The sequence below is a fragment of the Pantoea sp. X-Soil-TKNS-1279 genome (assembly GCF_059730565.1).
Genome location: NZ_AP035948.1, coordinates 3,566,062 through 3,583,717 on the forward strand (window position 1 = coordinate 3,566,062; position 17,656 = coordinate 3,583,717).

A 17,656-nucleotide genomic window follows, 5' to 3' on the forward strand; every position below is an offset into this window, starting at 1 on the left:
AGAAGGCCGGGATGAGGGCAACAGCAAGCACAATCAAACCATCATATTCGCCACTAAATGCTTACGCCCGCTGTCATCCTCTTCGGTGTAAACCCCCTGCAACTCCGGCGAGAATCCCGGCAGCAGGTTAATACCTTCTTCCAGTGCGAGGAAATAGCGCTGCACCGCCCCACCCCATACCTCGCCCGGCACCACGCACAGCACGCCCGGAGGGTAAGGCAACGCACCCTCAGCGGCGATACGTCCTTCCGCTTTGGCAATCGGCACTAACTCAACGTCGCCGCGAATATATGCCTGATGCGCATCCTGCGGGTTCACCTTAACCGGCGGGAAGCAGGCTTCGCGGAACATGGCTTTTTGCAGATCTTTCACGCCATAGCTGACATACAAATCATGCATTTCCTGGCACAGACGGCGCAGGGTATAGCCCTGATAACGCACCATATTTTTGCGATACACGCTCGGGAGTACCTCCGCCAGCAGCGCATCCTCTTTAACGTGCTGCTCAAACTGCTCCAGCATCGCGACCAGATGCGCCATCTTCTCGGCGCTTTCCGCTGGCGTCAGCAGGAAAAGAATCGAGTTGAGGTCGCATTTTTCCGGCACGATGCCATTTTCACGCAGGTAGTTCGCCAGAATGGTGGCCGGAATGCCAAACTCGGTGTATTCCCCGCTGGCGGCATCAATGCCCGGCGTGGTCAGCAACAGTTTGCAGGGGTCCACCAGATATTGCTCGCTGGCATATCCGGAAAATCCGTGCCATTTCGCGCCTGGTTCAAAGCTGAAGTAAGCCGGATCGGCGGCGATAGCCTCCGTTTCCGCTGCCTGCCACGGTTTACCGTGCACCTGCTCCGGCAGAAATGGCAGGATCATCTCACAGCGTTCCAGAATCGCTTTACGTGCATCAATGCCCAGCGTGACGCACTCGTGCCACATGCTACGACCCGCCTCGCCCTGATGCATACGCGCGTTGATATCCAGCGCGGCGAACAACGGGTAGAACGGGCTGGTTGAGGCGTGCAGCATAAAGGCATTGTTCAGGCGCTTGTGGGGACAAAAACGTTTCTGCCCACGCAGATGGTTATCTTTCTTGTGAATTTGCGAGGTTTGCGAGAAACCGGCCAGTTGCTTATGCACCGACTGGGTGACGAAAATTCCCGGATCGTTCTCGTTCAGCTCCAGCGTCAATGGTGAGCAGCCTTCCATCAGCGGGATAAATTGCTCGTAACCCAGCCAGGCCGAATCAAACAGGATGTAATCACACAGATGGCCAATGCGGTCCACCACCTGGCGTGCGTTGTACACCGTGCCGTCGTAGGTGCCGAGCTGGATAATCGCCAGACGGAACGGACGTTGCTCTTTGGCACGCTTCGGCGCGACTTTCTTTACCTGCTCGCGCAGATAAGCTTCGTCAAAGCAGTGCGCATCAATACCGCCAATAAAGCCAAACGGGTTGCGCGCCGCTTCAAGATATACCGGCGTGGCACCGGCCTGAATCAACGCGCCATGATGGTTGGATTTATGGTTGTTACGGTCAAACAGCACCAGATCGCCACGCGTCAGCAGTGCGTTAGTCACCACTTTGTTGGCGCTGGAAGTGCCGTTCAACACGAAATAGGTTTTATCGGCGTTGAAGACTTTGGCCGCATATTTCTGTGCGTCTTTGGCTGAGCCTTCGTGGATCAGCAAATCGCCCAGTTTGACATCCGCGTTGCACATATCGGAACGGAAGACGTTTTCGCCATAGAATTCATAGAATTGACGACCAGCCGGATGCTTTTTGAAGAAGGCTCCGCCCTGATGCCCCGGACAGGCAAAGGTGCTGTTTTGCATATCAACATAGCGTGTCAGGGTGTCAAAGAACGGTGGCAGCAGTTCCGCTTCATAAGCTTGCGCCGCTTCTTCCAACGCGTCCCACTCTTCCGGTGCACCGTTGATCTCGGCAACGACGCCCGGCAGTTGCAGCACCTCTTCGTCAAAGGCATTGGCAACGAACACCGGCAGATTGAAGCCGGTATGGCGCAACAGCGCCAACACGCCACTCCGCGTATCTGCCAAAGAGACGACAACAGCCGCCACATCGGTAAAGTCAGTATTGTCCAGTGTCACCACGTCGCGCATGGTGTTCAGGCTCAGGTTTGGCGCTACAGCAGCGCTGGCAGCAATTTTCAGTGGTGTCATAACACAAATCCCCAGAGGTCAAGGATGAGTGGGTGCCAGTGGCACAGCAATGAGGAAGATTCCCCGGCGAATAACGTCAGACGGATCGGTGCAAAAAGAGATCACAGCCGCAACCGATAGACATCAGTAAAGTCAGAAAATGTCTGTCTTTACTCATGTCCAACAGTGAGCGCGTGGCTGGCCTCACCGCATGGTGAGCGAGAAATGCGAACAACAGATGACGGAGGAACGCTTGCAGCGAAGCGAACGGGAACAAGTGCAGATGCGCATTGTACCGACCATGGCGGCGTCCTCAGTGATTAAGGGGGTTGATAACTATCAGGGGCGCAATAATGTCATCTTTTTTTTGCCGGAACAACCCGCTACCCGCAATTTCCGCATAGCGATAACTTATTGATAAAAAATGTTTTTTATTAAGCGATAAAATTAAAAGTGCTTAATTATCCGCACCTTATGCAAATTTATGCAAGGCGCGGATATTGATAACAAAGCATTACAACCAATGCTGCGCGCGAATCTTTTCACCATCGCTAAACCGGCTAAAGCGGAACGGCTGGGCATCCACCGACGGCGTGCTGTTCAGCACCAGATCCGCCATCAGCTGACCGGCTCCGGGCGCGATACCGAATCCGTGACCAGAAAAACCGGTCGCCAGATACAACCCGGCTACCTGATCAATCCCGGAGATCACCGGAATGGCATCCGGCATGGTATCAATTAACCCGCCCCAGCTCTGCGCCACCGGCAGATCGCGTAGCGGTGGCAGCAACTCTGCCAGGTTTTGACGCATGCGCTGTACGATCAACGGATTAATCACCGGATCGAGCACGCGCAGCACTTCATAGATCGATCGTTTATCTGCCTGGCCGGGCTTCCAGCGCAGCGCTTCATCGACAAAACGCTTACCGAGACGCAACTGCAACGATTTACGTTCCAGCCAAAAGGCAGGCATAAAGCGTGGGCTAAAACGTAACGAATCCAGCGTGATATCGGCGGTATTGGTGGCCGAACTGGCGACCGTCAGGCCACCATCCAGCCGTTTACGCAGCGCAACACTACCGAAGCTGGCGCAGGCACCAGGATCGAAATCCACCGGACGGGTTCGTAGCACCGTCGACAACACCTTCAATTGCGGCAACGTCACGCCCAGCCCTTGCAACAACAGGCGTGACCAGGCTCCCCCCGCCACCACCACTTGCTGACAACGAATGGCGCCGTGCTCGGTGACCACTTCGCTCACACGCCCATTGGTACGTTCAATGGTGCGAACCGCGCAATGCTGTTGCAGATTCAGTCCCTGCTCCATCGCGGCAGCAACCATCGCCGGAGCCGCTTTCTGCGGTTCGGCGCGCCCGTCCAGCGCGGTATATAACCCACCGGGATAGCTGCCCTGTAGCTGCGGCAGATGCTGACTCAGCTGTTGCGACGTCAGCATCTCGCTGTGAATGCCGTAGTGTTGCGCTTCATTGACCCAGCGCTGATGGCGCTCACGCTGCTGTTCGGTGCGTGAGGCATAAACGATGCCATTGCGACGAAAACCGGTTTCGCGGTTTACACGCACATTCATCCCCTCCCACAACTGCATGCTGAGGTTGATCAGCGGCAGCTCGCGCAGGTCACGCCCGGTACGACGACACCAGCCCCAGTTACGGCTCGACTGCTCTGCCGCCACCGTGCCCTTCTCCAACAGCACGGTTCTGACACCGCGCTGCACCAGCGACAACGCGGTCGCCACGCCGATAATCCCGCCACCAATCACCACCACATCGGCGCTCGTCGGAAAGGTTTCCGAAGAGGGAACTGCATCAACGCTGGGACCCATGATTATTTCCTCGTCAGGTAAAAGGGCATCAATAGTTATCTTCCACCGTCCAGTTCACCGGAATTTCGGCGATGCTGGTGGTGGTGGGTAATTCCAGAACCGTACGAATCAGGTGCGCCAGATCTTCCGGCTGCGTCATTTTTTCTGCGGGCACCTCGGTCAATGCCGTCCCCATATCAGTGGCGACAAAGCCGGGGCAGATGGCGGTACAGCGAATGCCATCGGCATCACCGATTTTGCGCAACCCGTGGGCCAGCGCCAGCGCGGCATACTTGCTCATGGCATACAGGCTGGAGCGTTCGGCTTTGACGCGTTTTCCGGAAAGCGACACCAGCATTACGATGCGCCCGGCACCGCTGGCCTGCAAATGGGGCCATGTCAGACGGCTCAACCGCATCGGTGATTTGACGTTAACGTCAAAGGTACGATCGAACTCGTCGTCAGTGGCTTCCAGGATCGACAGCGGCAGCATCATGCCGGCGTTATGTACCACCGCATCAATGCGACCGAACTTCGCGAGGGTGGCATCGACCCACGCCTGTTCCGTGGCGGCATCAAACGCATCAAAACGACATACCAACTGATTTTCGCTATCGCTAACCAGCACATCCTCTGGTGACCGGCAGCCCAGGCTCACCGCCCAACCGTTTGCCAGCAGATTGGCGGCAATCGCCGCCCCGATACCGCGACTGGCACCACTGATTAACGCGACTTTACGTGTTGATTTGCTCATGGTTCTCCCCGGTAAATTTTTTTGCGCGATAAATCGCGCGTGTTTACAACGATGCCCGCAACCGCGTATCCAGCGGGCTGATCAGTGGCGCAATCGCCGCCACTTCCTCTTTCAACAACGCCACATAACGCTGCTGCACCTCAGGGTTCAGACGTGGTGAGAGGAAGGTCAACCCCAACGATCCCACCACGCCAGCGCCGGACACCATGATCGGCACGGCGATCCCGGCGATCCCCGGAATTAACTCCCCCGGATCAATAGCGAAACCCTGCTGCCGCGTCTGTTCCAGCTTGTGCTGCAAGGTTTGCACCGTAAGTTGCGGCCAGCTATCAAGCCGTGCCCGGTTACGCGCCAGAATCGCCTGCTGCTGCTCCTCCTCCAGAAACGCCAGGATCGCCAGACTGCCAGGCCCAAGGCCCAATGGCACCGCTCCGCCCACCGAACCGGTCAGCGTCTGCATCTGGTATTCGCTGTCGTAACGGTCAATGCACACCGAATCATCACGATCGCGCGCCATCAGCATCGCCGTCTCACCGGTCTGCTGCCGTAACCGCTCCAGCGCAGGCTGGAACTGGCGACGCAGGCCAGGCCCGCGCGCCGCTTTGGCACCGAACACCAGCAACTTGGTGCCCAGCCGATAACATTTGTCACTCTGCACCTTCTGCAACAACTGATGTTCCACCAACGAATTGAGAATGCGGTGGCAGGTGACTTTATTCAGACCCGAAAGCTCGCACAGCGTTTTTAACGTCGCCCCTTCACTGCCCGCATCGGCGACCAGATCGAGCAACATCACCGCACGATCCAGCAGTTGTACCCCATTTTTCCCCGAATTTTCGCTCATCGGCCTCACCGCTAAAGTTCCACATTGTGAAACTTTAAATCATAAGATTTCAATATATGGTTTTTTGTTGACTAATTTTCTAGCAGATTTCATATTCGGTTGACAAGTGAGCAACGCGTTTCAACAAAAAAAGTCGCTCACAGAACAAAATTTACAACACCTGCAGATTCACCCCGACAGAGGAAATATCTATGAAAAACCATCGCATGCGTATTCTGGCTGCCTCGATGTTGCTGTTGGCTGCCCCGGTAATCACCCACGCGGACACCCTGTCCGACATCAAGGCCCGCGGCGTGTTAACGGTCGGGGTGAAGAATGACTACCCGCCTTACGGCTACATGGACAACAACGGCAACACCGTCGGTTTCGAGATCAGCCTGGCGCGCTATATCGCCAACGAACTGCTCGGCTCACCAGACAAAATTAAGCTGGTGCCGGTAAACGCCTCCAACCGTATGCAATTCCTCAACTCCGGGCAGATCGACATCATCATGGCAACCCTCGGCGTCACGCCGGATCGTGCCAAACAGATCGATTTTACCGATGAGTACGTCTCCGCCGCTGGCCCGTCGATCCTGGCGCGCAAAGAGGTGAAATTTACCCAGTGGGAGCAATTAAAAGGCCAGAAAATCTGTGGTATCCAGGGGTCTTACTTCAATAAAACCGTGACAGAAAAATATGGCCTGCAACTGGTGAACTTCACCGCGCTGCCGGAAGCCTATCGCGCGTTGCAGGACAATCGCTGTGTGGCGATGGTGTTTGATGACATGTCGCTGCAAAACAAGCTGAAAGAGCCGGGCTGGAGCGACTACAAAATCGCGGTGAAACCCTATGAATACCTGCCGATGGCCGGTGGCCTGCGTAAAGGAGACGATGCCTTCCGCGCCGCCGTCGATAAAGCGATCGTTAAAGCAGAAGGCGAAGACAAGCTGATTGGCTGGGAAAAAGAGTTTGATATGCCACCGTCGCCGTATATCGCCAAACGTGCGGAAGCGGCGCGCGCTGCGGCCAAATAAGCCGTCAGGAGCGAAATATGTTCGGACTCGATTTCTCCTGGCTGCTCGATCCCACGTATCAGCAATGGCTGCTTCAGGGCGTGCTGCAAACGCTGGAACTGGCGGCGCTCTCATCAGCGTTCGCCATTGTTATCGGCCTGTTGGGTGCCTTCTGCCTGACGTTCCGTCTCGCATGGCTGGATGCCAGTATCGAGCTGTTCGTCGAGCTGTTTCGCAACACGCCGCCACTGCTGCAAATGTTGTTCTTCTATTTCACGCTAACGCAGATTGGTTTCACCACGGAAGACCCGGTGACCGGCTTACAGGTGCCGCTGATTAGCGCCTTTATGTCAGCCACCGTGTCGCTCAGCCTGTTCGGTGGCGCGTTGTGCATCGAAGCCTTTCGGTCCGGCTTCGATGCCGTGCCGAAGGCCACGCTGGAAGCGGCGCGCTCGCTGGGTTACACGCGCTGGGGATTGTTCCGTCATGTGCAGGTACCGATTGCCTCCCGCATCTGCCTGCCACCGCTCACCAACGTGCTGACCAACCTGTTCAAAACCACCTCGCAGGCATCGGTGATCACCGTCCCGGAGCTGATGTATGCCGCCGGGCAAATCTACAACGACACCTTCCGCACGCTGGAAGTGATGCTGCTGATCCTGGTGATCTACGTGGTACTGGTAAGCCTGGTGGTGTGGTTGATTGGCTGGGTGCAGCGCGCCCTTGCCTATCCTGGTTATGGAGCCTGATCCATGAGCGATGTTCTGTACCTGAAACGTAAAAAGCAGACGCGTCACGCCTTTCTGTTTATTGGTCTGTTGATCCTGCTGTTCAGCATGGTGACCGATCGTGGCGGTGAGTGGCGTCAGGTGTGGGAAAAACTGCCGCTGCTGCTGACCGGTTCTATGCACGGTTGGCCGCTCAACGGCGGTTTTATCCTCAACATCTTTATCGGCATTGCCAGCATGGCGATTGCCACGGTGCTCGGACTGTTTCTCGGTTTGATGATGCTGGCAAAACGCCGCTGGTTAAGCATTCCGGCACGCGCTGTGATGAACTTCCTGCGCAACGCACCGTGGCTGGTGCTGCTGTTTTCGATGTTGTATCTGCTGCCATACCGCGTTGAATGGCTGGGCTTCCAGTTTACGCTGTCGCCGCTGTTTAAAGCGATTGTTGGACTGAGCCTGCCCACTGCCGCCAACTTCGCCGAGGTGATTCGCGGTGCGGTAAATTCGGTGCATAGCGGCCAGTGGGAGTCAGCACGTTCGCTTGGCTACAGTCAGTGGCAAATCTATCGCATCGTGATCCTGCCGCAGGCGCTGCGCCGCATCATTCCTGGCTGGATGAATCTGTATGCGCTGCTGGCCATCTCCACCGCGCTGGCGACCGTGACCGGCGTACAGGAGGTGGTGACGTTGCTACGCACCACGCTGGCAACCGAAAGTGAAGGCTCGCTGGTCTACTTCTACGTCACCGTGCTGCTGATGTTCTTCTGTTATTGCTACCCGATTGCCCTACTGGCACGTCGGCTGGAAAACCAAACCAAAGGGGATGCCATATGATCGCTCGCACTCCGTCCCTGATCGAACTGGACAATATTCACAAATCTTTCGGCAACACCGAGGTGTTGAAAGGCATTTCGCTGGAAGTCACCAAAGGCGAAGCGGTATGCATCATCGGTCCTTCCGGCTCAGGGAAATCCACCATTTTACGTTGTATCAATGGCCTGCTGCCGATCGACGACGGCTTTATCCGTGTTGGTGAGCACCGCGTACATGAGATCGAGAGCGAAAAAGCGATGCGCCCGCTGCGCCACCAGGTGGCAATGGTGTTCCAGCAATACAACCTGTTCCCGCATCGAACCGTGCTCGACAACGTGATGATGGCACCGATGCAGGTACTGAAACATCAACGTGAAGCAGTACACGAGCGTGCGCTACGCCTGCTGAAAAAAGTGCGGCTGGAAGGAAAAGAGGGACGCTATCCGGGCGAACTCTCCGGCGGCCAGCAGCAGCGCGTCGCCATTGCCCGCGCGCTGGCAATGCAGCCAGAGATCATCCTGTTTGATGAAGTCACCGCCGCGCTGGACCCGGAAACGGTGAAAGAGGTGTTGAACACCATTCGTGAGTTGGTGGATGACGGCCTGACCTGTCTGCTGGTGACACATGAAATGCGTTTTGCACGCGAGGTATCGCACCGGGTGTGCTTCACCGACAAAGGCAAAATTGTGGAGATGGCGCCCCCGGCGCAGCTCTTTGACGATCCGCAGGATGCGCGCACGCGCGAGTTCCTCGGCCAGGTGTTGTAACGGAGTTGAGAGACATCATGTCTGATCAGGCAATTTTTACTGAAGATTTCAAAACCACCCCGTACTGGTGGGAAGCCGCACCGCCGGAAACCTGTTGCGATCCGCTCCCGGCGGAAACCGAGATCGCGATCGTTGGCTCCGGTTTTGCCGGGCTGAATGCCGCGATCGAGCTGGCTCGTCATGGCAAAAAAGTCGTGGTACTGGAGGCTAACGAGCTGGGCAGCGGCGGCAGCACTCGTACCGGTGGGATGATCAGCAGCGGGCAGAAACTGGTGGTAGGTGGCGCAATCAAAGGCATCCCACCGGAGCTGTTCCAGCGCATGATCGCCGACTCGATCGCCTCCTTTGCCTTTATTCAGGATCTGGTGCGCGAGGAGCAACTGGACGCGGATCTGTTTATCGGTGGCCGCTATTTTGGCGCGCACACGCAAAAGCAGCTGGCTGGTTTGTATCAGATGGGAGATATCCTGCATCGCGTTACCGGTGTCACGGTGCATAAGATCGATCGCGCAACTCAGGCACCGATCATCGGTTCCGATTTTTATCACGGCGGCATTCTGGTGGACGAGTACGGTGGCGTACATCCGGGTAAATACAACCGGGCATTACGCGATTTGGCGCGTAAACTGGGCGCGCAACTGTTTTCCCATGCCCGCGTGACTGGCGTGGAAACCGAGGGCGGTAGCAAAGTGATTTACACCGAGCGCGGCACGCTGCGCGCACGTCAGGTGATTTTTCTGACCAACGGTTACACCGACGCCCAGGCATCGCCGAATCTGGCAAAACGTATTGTGCCGGTGAAGAGTTATCAGATCGCCACCGAGCCACTGCCACCTGAGTTGATGGCGAAGTTGATCCCCGGCGGCCGCATGATCACCGACAGTCGCCGCGATCTGATCTACACCCGCCCATCGCCGGACGGTACGCGTCTGTTGTTTGGATCGCGTCCCGGCATTATGGATTGCGACGATAAAACCGCGGCGATCCGTATTCGCCAACGTATGCTGGCAATCTGGCCGGAACTGGCACCGTATCGCATCAGTCATGCCTGGAGCGGATATGTAGGGATGACGTGGGATAAAACCGCTTATGCCGGTGAAATGGATAATGCGCGTTTTGCCGTTGGCTGTAACGGTAACGGCGTAGCACTGATGAGCTGGCTCGGTTATCGTGCCGCCCAAAAGCTGCTCGGCACCGAGCCGCGCCCGCTGTCGTTTGAGCGCAACACCTTTAAACCGATCCCGCTGTATGGTGGCAAACCGTGGTTTTTACCGCTGGTGACCGGCTGGTATCGTTTCCGCGATGCGGTGGATAAGGCGCGGGATTGAAGCCTCCCCCCGTAGTGACGCGATTTATCGTGCAGTTTTTTCCGACACCACGCACGGAACTGCGCGATAAATCGCGCCGCTACGAATAAGTTTGTCTTGATCTAACCCACTGGCAGCCTTCAGGTTGTGGGAGTACCATGACCCCACTTTCCTCAACCAGCCGGAGGCTGCATGTTTAAGGCACTGGTCATTGATAATGACGAACAGGGATACCGCACTACCCTGAAAGATCTGGAAGAAAAACAACTACCGGATCAGGATGTCACCCTCGAAGTTAGCTACTCCACCCTAAACTACAAAGACGCCCTCGCTATCTGCAATAAAGGCCCAATCGTACGCCAGTTCCCGATGGTACCAGGCATCGATTTTGTTGGTCGGGTGATCAACAGTCGCCACCCGCAATGGCAGCAGGATGATGTCGCGCTGCTGACCGGCTGGGGCGTCGGCGAGAAATATTGGGGTGGCCTGGCGCAGAAAGCCAGCGTCTCCGGTGACTGGCTGGTCAAAGTCCCCACCGCACTCAGCCCGCTGCAAACCATGGCAATCGGCACCGCCGGGTTTACCGCGATGCTGTGCGTAATGGCGCTGGAAAAACAAGGAATTACCCCGCAGCACGGTCCGGTTCTGGTCACTGGCGCCAGCGGTGGCGTTGGCAGTTTTGCCGTCAGCTTGCTGGCGCGTCTCGGTTATGAAGTGGTGGCCTCCAGCGGTCGAGCCAGCGATAGCGACTATTTGATCACCACCCTCGGTGCAGCGTCGGTCATTGATCGTAATGAACTCAGTCAACCCGGCAAACCGCTGGCGAAAGAGCGCTGGGCCGCCGCTATCGATAGCGTCGGCAGTCATACGCTCAGTAACGTGCTGGCGGGCATCAAACGTGATGGCGTGGTCGCTGCCTGCGGTATGGCGCAAGGTCTGGATCTGCCTACCAGCGTCGCTCCCTTTATTCTGCGTGGCGTGATTCTGGCGGGCGTAGATAGCGTAATGTGCCCACTGCCGCTGCGTCAGCAGGCGTGGCAACGTCTGGCAGATTTGGTAGATGGTGAGCAACTACAAAAACTCACCCGCGTGATCCCGCTGAGTGCGGCGCGTGAAGGAGCAGAACAGCTGCTGGCGGGTGAAGTGCGTGGACGTCTGATCGTCGATTGTCGGTAGGCTCTGATAAAAACCGCGCGATGAATCGCGCCGCTACTAACTGCCCCCAATCGTAGCGGCGCGATTTATCGCGCAATCATACTCAGGCGCGTAACTGAATTTGCGGTCTGCCCTGCTTCGCTTGCCGTACCACGTCCAGCTCCGCCTGATACCATCGCGTCAGTGTCTGCTCGGTCATCACCTCATGCGGCGCCCCTTCTGCCACCAGTTTTCCCTGATGCAACAACAGGATACGATCAGACCACAATGAAGCCAGATTGAGATCGTGCAATACGGTACATACGCTAAACCGGCCATTACGCGTTAAGCGATGCAGCAGCCGCAGGCTATGCTGCTGCCAGAACAGATCCAGCGCCGAGGTAGGTTCATCGAGGAACAGCCAGCCACGCGGACCATCCGCATGCCACAACTGCGCCAGCACACGCGCCAACTGCACGCGCTGCTGCTCACCACCGGACAGCGAGCGATAATCACGTCGTGCCAACTCAAGGCTACCGGTGATATGCATCACCTCCTCAATCACCGCCTTCGCTCCCGTGGTCGGCCAGGGCGCACGTCCCATCCCCACCACATCTTCAGCTGGCATCGGGAAGGTCATGGTGTTTTGCTGGCGCATCACTGCACGACGCTGGGCCAACGGTTCACGCGGCCAGTCTGCCAGCGGGCGATCACCCAGCCAGCACTCCCCTGCATCCGGTGTAAGGAAGCCGGTTAACAGACGCAGCAACGTAGATTTACCGGCACCGTTCGGGCCGATTAACGCCACCATATTGCCCGGTTCGAGAGTCACCGAAACATTATCAATCAGCGCCCGTGCGCCGTGGCTAAATTGCAGACCGCGCGCCTGCATCCGATCACTCATTTATCCCTCTCTGTTGACGCAGGATCAGCCAAAGAAACCACGGGCCGCCAATCAGGCTGGTTAACAGACCCACCGGCATTTCTGCCGGGATCACCACCGTGCGCGCCAGAGTATCCGCCAGCAGCAACAGGATCGCCCCTGCCAGCGCCGATCCCGGCAACATCCAGCGATGATCGCTCCCCAGACAGAAACGCATCACATGCGGCACCACCAGCCCGACAAAGCCGATAATCCCGCTGACCGAAACGGCCGTTCCCACCAGCAACGCGCTCAGCACCAGCAGCTGACGCTGGGTGCGTTTTACATCGATCCCCATGTAATGCGCGTCTTCTTCACCGAGTTGCAGCAGGTTAAGACGGCGCGCACGCGTCTGAATGGCAATCAGCGTCGGTAAAATCAGCAGCGCACATACCGTCAGACTCGGCCACTGCGCGGAGCTGAGGCTGCCCATGCCCCACAGCGCCAACTGACGCAACTGTTGATCATTGCTGATCCACGACAGTACCCCGACCGCCGCGCCACATAACGCGTTAATGGCGATACCCACCAACAGCAGACGCGACAGGTTACCCAGTGCCAGCCGACTAAAGCTGAAGATCAGCAACGTCACCACCAGGCTGCCGATAAAGGCCGCCAGCATGGGCAGCCACAACGCGAGAATGGGTGGCAAAGCCACCGGCACAATAATCGCCAGGGCCACTGCCAGACCGGCTCCGCTGCTGATACCCAGCAATCCCGGATCGGCCAGCGGGTTGCGAAACAGCCCCTGCATCACCGCACCGGATACCGCCAGCGCCATGCCAAGCAGTACCGCCAGCAATACACGCGGCAGACGGATATTCAGCCAGATCTGCCACACCATATCGCTGAGCGGCGCATGCCACAGGGTACGGATCGAGAGCGGCATCGCGCCAAAATTGGCGGCCATCAACATACATATCACCATGCTGACGGCCATCAGGCTCAGCCAGCGCAGCAGTGCAACGCTAGTCATGTTTGGCCGCTTCAGCTGCACGACGCAGCTTGACGATGGCATCTGGCGTGTCCAGACCAAAGCTCAGCAATGCCATTTCATCCACCACCAGCAACGCGTGATGCTGTCCGGCTGGCGTCAGCGCCAGTCCCGGCAGCGACCAGACTTTCTCCTCACCACCGAGGGTGCGCAGGCCATCCTGGCCCACCACCACCAGATCCGGTGCCGCAGCCACCACACCCTCCTGCGACAGCGGCTGATAATGCGGCACTGCCGCCATTGCATTCACCAGACCGGCACTGCGAATCGCGCCATCTGCCCCGGTTTGCGATCCCGCCGCCAGGGTGTTCATGCCGCTGTGCGCCATGATAAACAGGACCTTCACCGGCAGTGGCTGGCTCGGCAGTTGCGCCAGTTGTTTCTGCACTTGCTCGGTCAGGGCATTGGCCGCTTCTTCACGATGCAGCGCTTTGCCGATGGTGGCGATTTTTTCCGGGATCGCCTCAATGCTGTTTTTGCCGGTAACTTCCACCACCTTTACCCCCGCCTGCGCCACCTGTTGCAGCACCAGCGATGGTTTTGCCAGTTCACTACTCAGCACCAGCGTCGGTTTCAGCGCCAGAATGCCTTCCGCATTCAACTGACGCATATAACCGATGTTCGGCAGTTTATTCGCCTGGGCAGGCTGCTGGCTGGTACTGTCGCGCGCCACCAGGTCCTGCTGAGCATCCAGCGCATAGATGATTTGCGTGACATCTCCGCCAATGGAAACCACGCGTTCCGCTGCCAGCGTCGGCAGTGCCAGCGCAGTCAGCAACAACAGGGTCAGACGTTTCATACGGCAGCTCCTGGGGTGGTAAGCAATGCCAGCTGTTCACGCCAGCGCGCCTGCTCCGGCGTACCTTCGCTGCGCTGGCCGTAAAGTTGCGCGATCTGAGCGCCGTCAGCGGCGAACAGTTCAAGGCTGGTGACGAAACCATCGCCGCTCTGCTTACGCGTCACCCAACTTTCGCTGATGTGGTCCGCCAGCAGATGGAGCGTGAACGCCGGGTTGAAGATGTTGATCCAGTTATCCATCGGCATCAGTTTTTCTACCGCGCCGGTGAAGATCTGGGTGCAGCCACGGTTGCCGACAAAGATCATGATTTCGTTGCCGTCCTGCTGCGCCTGGTTCAACAACTGGGCCAGCGAATCATTGCTGACCTGCCATGCCAGATCGTCTGCAACCGCGCGGAATGCCTGCTGACGTGAAATGTTATGGCGTTTCAGCAGGCCGAAGAATTGGTGCACATCGGTCATGGCACGCCATTCGGCTTCGATGGTGCTGGCATCCACGGTCGTGCTGTGCTGCGGGTGACTCGCTGGTGTCAACTCCAGTGCGGCGTGGTCTGCGGTGGTGAACTGCGCTATCAGCGCATCCCAGGCAGCGATGTCGGTGTTGTCGGTGGTGTAGATTTTCAGCACCGCGTCACCGTGCCTGTCAAAAATCTGAATACTTTGACGTTCACCGCGCGCAGTCATCTCTTGCAGGAAGAAGGCGCTATGCCACTGCTGAGGAAACAGACGCTGGTCCAGTGCGCGCGGGTTGAGGATCAGTCCGGCATGTTCGCCGAGGTGCAGGTTTTCATATTTGCCAACCTGCTCGTGCACCGCATATTCATTGCGGGTGATGCTTTTGGTTTCACCCACCGCTTCGAGGGCGGCCAGCAGTGCCGGGAAATCGGTTTTCAGCGCTTTTGCATCGTGGCCGACGCGCGCCTCACAGAGTTGCGCTTCGCCAATGCCCATCAGCGCCGCCAGATCGCGGGCGTATTTTTTTGGATGTTCGCCTTTCAGGGCCAGATAGTGTTCGTAACGTTCGTTCATTGCGCATGCTCCATGAAAATGCCCTGCGTTGCCGCAGGGCGAAGTGATTTATTAGAAATCGACGTTCACACCCAACTGGAAGGTGCGTCCGGGCATCACAGCAAGCTGTGAATCATAGTAGTTCTGATCGGTTTTGCTGGTGGTGGATTCCAGATCGCGGCTGCTGAGGTAGTCCCAGTATTTGCGATCCGTCAGGTTGTAGATACCGCCACTGATCTTGACGTTTTTGGTGACGCGGTAGTAAGCCGTCAGGTCAACCAACGCATAACCGGGGATATTCTGGTAGTAGGTATTGCTGGTGGTGCCAATCGCGCTGCCAGCATTGGTATAGGTCTGACGCTGGGTATACGTTGCACGCTTACCATGATTAAAGGTAGCGGTAACGGCTGCACCGTAGCGCTGATCCGGATCGTCATAGGCCACACCGGTAATCAGACGCATCGGCGGCACACTCTCCAACGGCACGTATTTATCACCCAGGTAGCTGGACTTAGACGCGCCCTGCGCATAACCAAATGCCAGACGTGCGCTCAGGCCATCGACTTCTGGCACCCATGTGCCGATGTTGAACTTGCTACCGAATTCCGCACCGTAGATATAGGCTTTGTCACGGTTTTCCGCACGGTAAGCAATGCCAATGTTGCTCGGGATGTCAGTAAAGACTTCCGGATTCGAACTACGGCTGTAACGGGTGTAGTCGATAAAGTTTTTGTAGCTGTTGTAGAAGGTCGCCGCGGAGAAGGTGATCCCTTCAACCGCTTCGCCTTTCAGACCGAACTCAAAGTTATTGCTGGTTTCGGTTTTCAGGTCGGTGTTACCCAACAGCGCATACTGATTTGAACCACCATAATTGGATGTCAGGTTCCATGAACCATACAACTGGCTTGGGTTCGGGAACTGTGCGCCGCGCTTGTATTGCAGGTAAGCCATCATTTTCGGCGTCAGGTTGTACTGGAAGGCGATTGACGGCAGCAGCTGACCATCACTAAAGCTCTTGCCATACAGCGTTGACACTGCACCCGTTGATACATCGGCATCCCCGCCCGAAATGCTGGAGAGGTTCTGCGGCTTGGTATTCTGATAAGCGTAACGCACGCCAGGAATCACGGAGAAGGTATGGCCGTTCAAATCCCAGCTCATGGTGTCTTCAACAAAAGCCCCGAAAGTCCAGCTACGGCTGTTGGCTTCTGGCGGAGTGATATTGTTGTAAGACGTCTGCGCCGGGTCCATCCAGTATGGACGCTCAGTTTTCGCGATGCTGGCGTTCAGACCATAGCTGAAGTTGTTAAACAGCCAGCTCTTTTCACCTTTGGTTTCAAAACCATAGGTTTTGGTGTTGTAGTCTGAATAGATATTGTGCGCTGCAACGGAACCGGCGACTGGCACGGCAGTATCATCGTGTGCCTGCGTTTCCTGGTAATAGATGCTGCTTTCAAGCGAATCTACCAGCAGGTTATTGTCCGGCGTCCAGAGATCTTTCAACATGCCACTCCAGCGACGAGTCTGGCTGCTCTGATCGGCACGGCCATAAATGGTCGTGGTGCCTGTGCCCCAGTAATCGAAGTTGGTGTGATTGGTTTTGTGGTAGTAGTCCAGCGTGGCGCTGAACTGATGCTCGCTGTTCGGCTGCCAGATTCCGGTGGCAGCGATGGCATCCGAGTGCCAGTTGGCCGGGTAGGCATCGATAGTGCCGCTATTGTTACGGGTTTCCTGACCGTCACGACGGCTAATCACCACGATACCACGCAGGGTTTCATCACCTGCTGCGGCGGTGATGCCATTGTGCCAGCTACGGTTGGAAGAATCGTAGTCGCTCTGATAACCGAAGTAGGTCTGCTTAGTTGGCGACAGGTAATCATCCGGTGATTTGGGACGGAAGGACACCGAACCACCGAGGGCGTTATTCTTGTAGGAAACATCGGTCGCACCGGAAACAATACCGACTGAGCCATACATGTAAGGATCGATATAGTCGCGGCCAATCCCGAAGGTGCCTGAACCGGTGCGGCCTACGGAGCTACGCCCCGTTGCAAAAGGCTGTTCGATACCGTCTACGTCGATAGAGACACGGTTATCTTCCAGGCCACGGATGTTATAACCGGTATAACCACCACGGTCGCCAGTGTAGCCACTTTTGCCGGTGTTACTACCGCCTGCAGCGCCCGGCGCGCTAACCAGCGGCTGATAACGCATAATTGAACCGAAATCATTACCACCCTGCTTTTGCATTTCTTCAGCTGAGATGGTGTTACGGCTGCCAGCAACCAACGGTTGTTTCGGTGCAGTGACGGTCATCACCGGTTCATTGGTGGTGGTTTTCTTGCCTGAAATGGTCAGTTCTTGATTATCACTGGTCGCTGCATAGCCACAAGCCGCGTGAATCGCTGACGCTAAGATCGCCGTTTTGAAAAGACGCTGGTGAGTTAACCCCGAAAATAATGAGGACATAGACGCGAAATACCTGGTTAATTGTTAGTATTCGCTCACTTGCTTGCTGCCAGAAAACCACAGGTTTTGTATATAAAACCGTAAAAAGTTACAGACTTTTTTTATGTTATAAATGATTTCGTCAGGAATGTAATGTAAGTG

General features: G+C 56.6%; 15 protein-coding genes. 6 read left to right on the forward strand and 9 right to left on the reverse strand.

The annotated features are described in order from the left end of the window. Positions 1–33: 33 nt before the first annotated feature. From AC6I8N_RS16580 to AC6I8N_RS16595, 4 genes are all read right to left on the reverse strand, one after another. Positions 34–2,181, reverse strand: a complete 2,148-nt coding sequence (locus tag AC6I8N_RS16580) for an ornithine decarboxylase (protein WP_497829492.1) — start codon at positions 2,179–2,181, stop codon at positions 34–36. A gap of 493 nt (positions 2,182–2,674) precedes the next feature. Then, the gene (locus AC6I8N_RS16585; RefSeq protein ID WP_497829493.1) at positions 2,675–4,003 is read right to left on the reverse strand and encodes an NAD(P)/FAD-dependent oxidoreductase; all 1,329 of its coding nucleotides are present in this window, start codon (positions 4,001–4,003) and stop codon (positions 2,675–2,677) included. 28 nt (positions 4,004–4,031) lie between these two features. Next, a complete protein-coding gene (locus AC6I8N_RS16590) occupies positions 4,032–4,736 on the reverse strand; it encodes an SDR family NAD(P)-dependent oxidoreductase (protein WP_021186182.1) in 705 nt (234 codons plus the stop codon). 43 nt (positions 4,737–4,779) lie between these two features. After that, positions 4,780–5,580 (reverse strand): IclR family transcriptional regulator, encoded by an 801-nt coding sequence (locus tag AC6I8N_RS16595; protein ID WP_497829494.1) that lies wholly within the window; start codon positions 5,578–5,580, stop codon positions 4,780–4,782. A gap of 191 nt (positions 5,581–5,771) precedes the next feature. On the opposite strand from AC6I8N_RS16595, the gene AC6I8N_RS16600 reads away from it, so the two are divergent. The 6 genes from AC6I8N_RS16600 (at position 5,772) to acuI (ending at position 11,366) form a co-directional block, all read left to right on the forward strand. Beyond that, positions 5,772–6,596, forward strand: coding sequence for a transporter substrate-binding domain-containing protein (locus AC6I8N_RS16600; RefSeq protein ID WP_021186180.1), 825 nt, complete (start codon positions 5,772–5,774; stop codon positions 6,594–6,596). A 17-nt stretch (positions 6,597–6,613) separates the two neighbouring features. After that, the gene (locus AC6I8N_RS16605; protein ID WP_021186179.1) at positions 6,614–7,324 is read left to right on the forward strand and encodes an amino acid ABC transporter permease; all 711 of its coding nucleotides are present in this window, start codon (positions 6,614–6,616) and stop codon (positions 7,322–7,324) included. Between the two features lie 3 nt (positions 7,325–7,327). Further along, the gene (locus tag AC6I8N_RS16610) at positions 7,328–8,137 is read left to right on the forward strand and encodes an amino acid ABC transporter permease (protein ID WP_021186178.1); all 810 of its coding nucleotides are present in this window, start codon (positions 7,328–7,330) and stop codon (positions 8,135–8,137) included. Beyond that, a complete protein-coding gene (locus AC6I8N_RS16615) occupies positions 8,134–8,883 on the forward strand; it encodes an amino acid ABC transporter ATP-binding protein (RefSeq protein ID WP_208723647.1) in 750 nt (249 codons plus the stop codon). The genes AC6I8N_RS16610 and AC6I8N_RS16615 overlap by 4 nt, the downstream gene beginning before the upstream one ends. Positions 8,884–8,900: 17 nt before the next feature. Further along, positions 8,901–10,211 carry an NAD(P)/FAD-dependent oxidoreductase gene (locus AC6I8N_RS16620; protein WP_497829495.1) on the forward strand — a complete coding sequence of 437 codons (1,311 nt, stop codon included), beginning with the start codon at positions 8,901–8,903 and terminating at the stop codon, positions 10,209–10,211. 171 nt (positions 10,212–10,382) lie between these two features. Further along, the gene (gene acuI / locus AC6I8N_RS16625) at positions 10,383–11,366 is read left to right on the forward strand and encodes an acrylyl-CoA reductase (NADPH) (protein WP_021186174.1); all 984 of its coding nucleotides are present in this window, start codon (positions 10,383–10,385) and stop codon (positions 11,364–11,366) included. Between the two features lie 82 nt (positions 11,367–11,448). Here the strand turns inward: acuI and AC6I8N_RS16630 are convergent, their stop codons facing one another. Genes AC6I8N_RS16630 through AC6I8N_RS16650 form a run of 5 tightly spaced genes read right to left on the reverse strand, consistent with a single transcriptional unit; the run spans position 11,449 to position 17,515 of the window. Continuing rightward, positions 11,449–12,228 carry a heme ABC transporter ATP-binding protein gene (locus AC6I8N_RS16630; RefSeq protein ID WP_497829496.1) on the reverse strand — a complete coding sequence of 260 codons (780 nt, stop codon included), beginning with the start codon at positions 12,226–12,228 and terminating at the stop codon, positions 11,449–11,451. Then, positions 12,221–13,222: a FecCD family ABC transporter permease gene (locus AC6I8N_RS16635; RefSeq protein ID WP_021186386.1), complete on the reverse strand. Its 1,002-nt coding sequence runs from the start codon at positions 13,220–13,222 to the stop codon at positions 12,221–12,223. Before AC6I8N_RS16635 ends, AC6I8N_RS16630 begins: the two co-directional genes overlap by 8 nt. Next, positions 13,215–14,039 (reverse strand): heme/hemin ABC transporter substrate-binding protein, encoded by an 825-nt coding sequence (locus AC6I8N_RS16640; RefSeq protein WP_497829497.1) that lies wholly within the window; start codon positions 14,037–14,039, stop codon positions 13,215–13,217. The genes AC6I8N_RS16635 and AC6I8N_RS16640 overlap by 8 nt, the downstream gene beginning before the upstream one ends. Then, on the reverse strand, positions 14,036–15,067 hold the full coding sequence (locus tag AC6I8N_RS16645) for a hemin-degrading factor (protein WP_497829498.1): 1,032 nt from the start codon (positions 15,065–15,067) through the stop codon (positions 14,036–14,038). The genes AC6I8N_RS16640 and AC6I8N_RS16645 overlap by 4 nt, the downstream gene beginning before the upstream one ends. A gap of 51 nt (positions 15,068–15,118) precedes the next feature. Next, the gene (locus AC6I8N_RS16650; protein WP_497829499.1) at positions 15,119–17,515 is read right to left on the reverse strand and encodes a TonB-dependent receptor domain-containing protein; all 2,397 of its coding nucleotides are present in this window, start codon (positions 17,513–17,515) and stop codon (positions 15,119–15,121) included. Positions 17,516–17,656 lie beyond the last annotated feature (141 nt).

Excerpts from the sequence above, each read along its gene's own strand:
- AC6I8N_RS16580 (WP_497829492.1), bottom strand. The coding sequence starts at position 2,181 with ATGACACCACTGAAAATTGCTGCCAGCGCTGCTGTAGCGCCAAACCTG.
- AC6I8N_RS16610 (WP_021186178.1), top strand. The coding sequence starts at position 7,328 with ATGAGCGATGTTCTGTACCTGAAACGTAAAAAGCAGACGCGTCACGCC.
- AC6I8N_RS16595 (WP_497829494.1), bottom strand. The coding sequence starts at position 5,580 with ATGAGCGAAAATTCGGGGAAAAATGGGGTACAACTGCTGGATCGTGCG.
- AC6I8N_RS16635 (WP_021186386.1), bottom strand. The coding sequence starts at position 13,222 with ATGACTAGCGTTGCACTGCTGCGCTGGCTGAGCCTGATGGCCGTCAGC.
- AC6I8N_RS16605 (WP_021186179.1), top strand. The coding sequence starts at position 6,614 with ATGTTCGGACTCGATTTCTCCTGGCTGCTCGATCCCACGTATCAGCAA.
- AC6I8N_RS16615 (WP_208723647.1), top strand. The coding sequence starts at position 8,134 with ATGATCGCTCGCACTCCGTCCCTGATCGAACTGGACAATATTCACAAA.
- AC6I8N_RS16640 (WP_497829497.1), bottom strand. The coding sequence starts at position 14,039 with ATGAAACGTCTGACCCTGTTGTTGCTGACTGCGCTGGCACTGCCGACG.
- AC6I8N_RS16630 (WP_497829496.1), bottom strand. The coding sequence starts at position 12,228 with ATGAGTGATCGGATGCAGGCGCGCGGTCTGCAATTTAGCCACGGCGCA.
- AC6I8N_RS16585 (WP_497829493.1), bottom strand. The coding sequence starts at position 4,003 with ATGGGTCCCAGCGTTGATGCAGTTCCCTCTTCGGAAACCTTTCCGACG.
- AC6I8N_RS16600 (WP_021186180.1), top strand. The coding sequence starts at position 5,772 with ATGAAAAACCATCGCATGCGTATTCTGGCTGCCTCGATGTTGCTGTTG.
- AC6I8N_RS16645 (WP_497829498.1), bottom strand. The coding sequence starts at position 15,067 with ATGAACGAACGTTACGAACACTATCTGGCCCTGAAAGGCGAACATCCA.
- AC6I8N_RS16590 (WP_021186182.1), bottom strand. The coding sequence starts at position 4,736 with ATGAGCAAATCAACACGTAAAGTCGCGTTAATCAGTGGTGCCAGTCGC.
- AC6I8N_RS16650 (WP_497829499.1), bottom strand. The coding sequence starts at position 17,515 with ATGTCCTCATTATTTTCGGGGTTAACTCACCAGCGTCTTTTCAAAACG.
- acuI (WP_021186174.1), top strand. The coding sequence starts at position 10,383 with ATGTTTAAGGCACTGGTCATTGATAATGACGAACAGGGATACCGCACT.
- AC6I8N_RS16620 (WP_497829495.1), top strand. The coding sequence starts at position 8,901 with ATGTCTGATCAGGCAATTTTTACTGAAGATTTCAAAACCACCCCGTAC.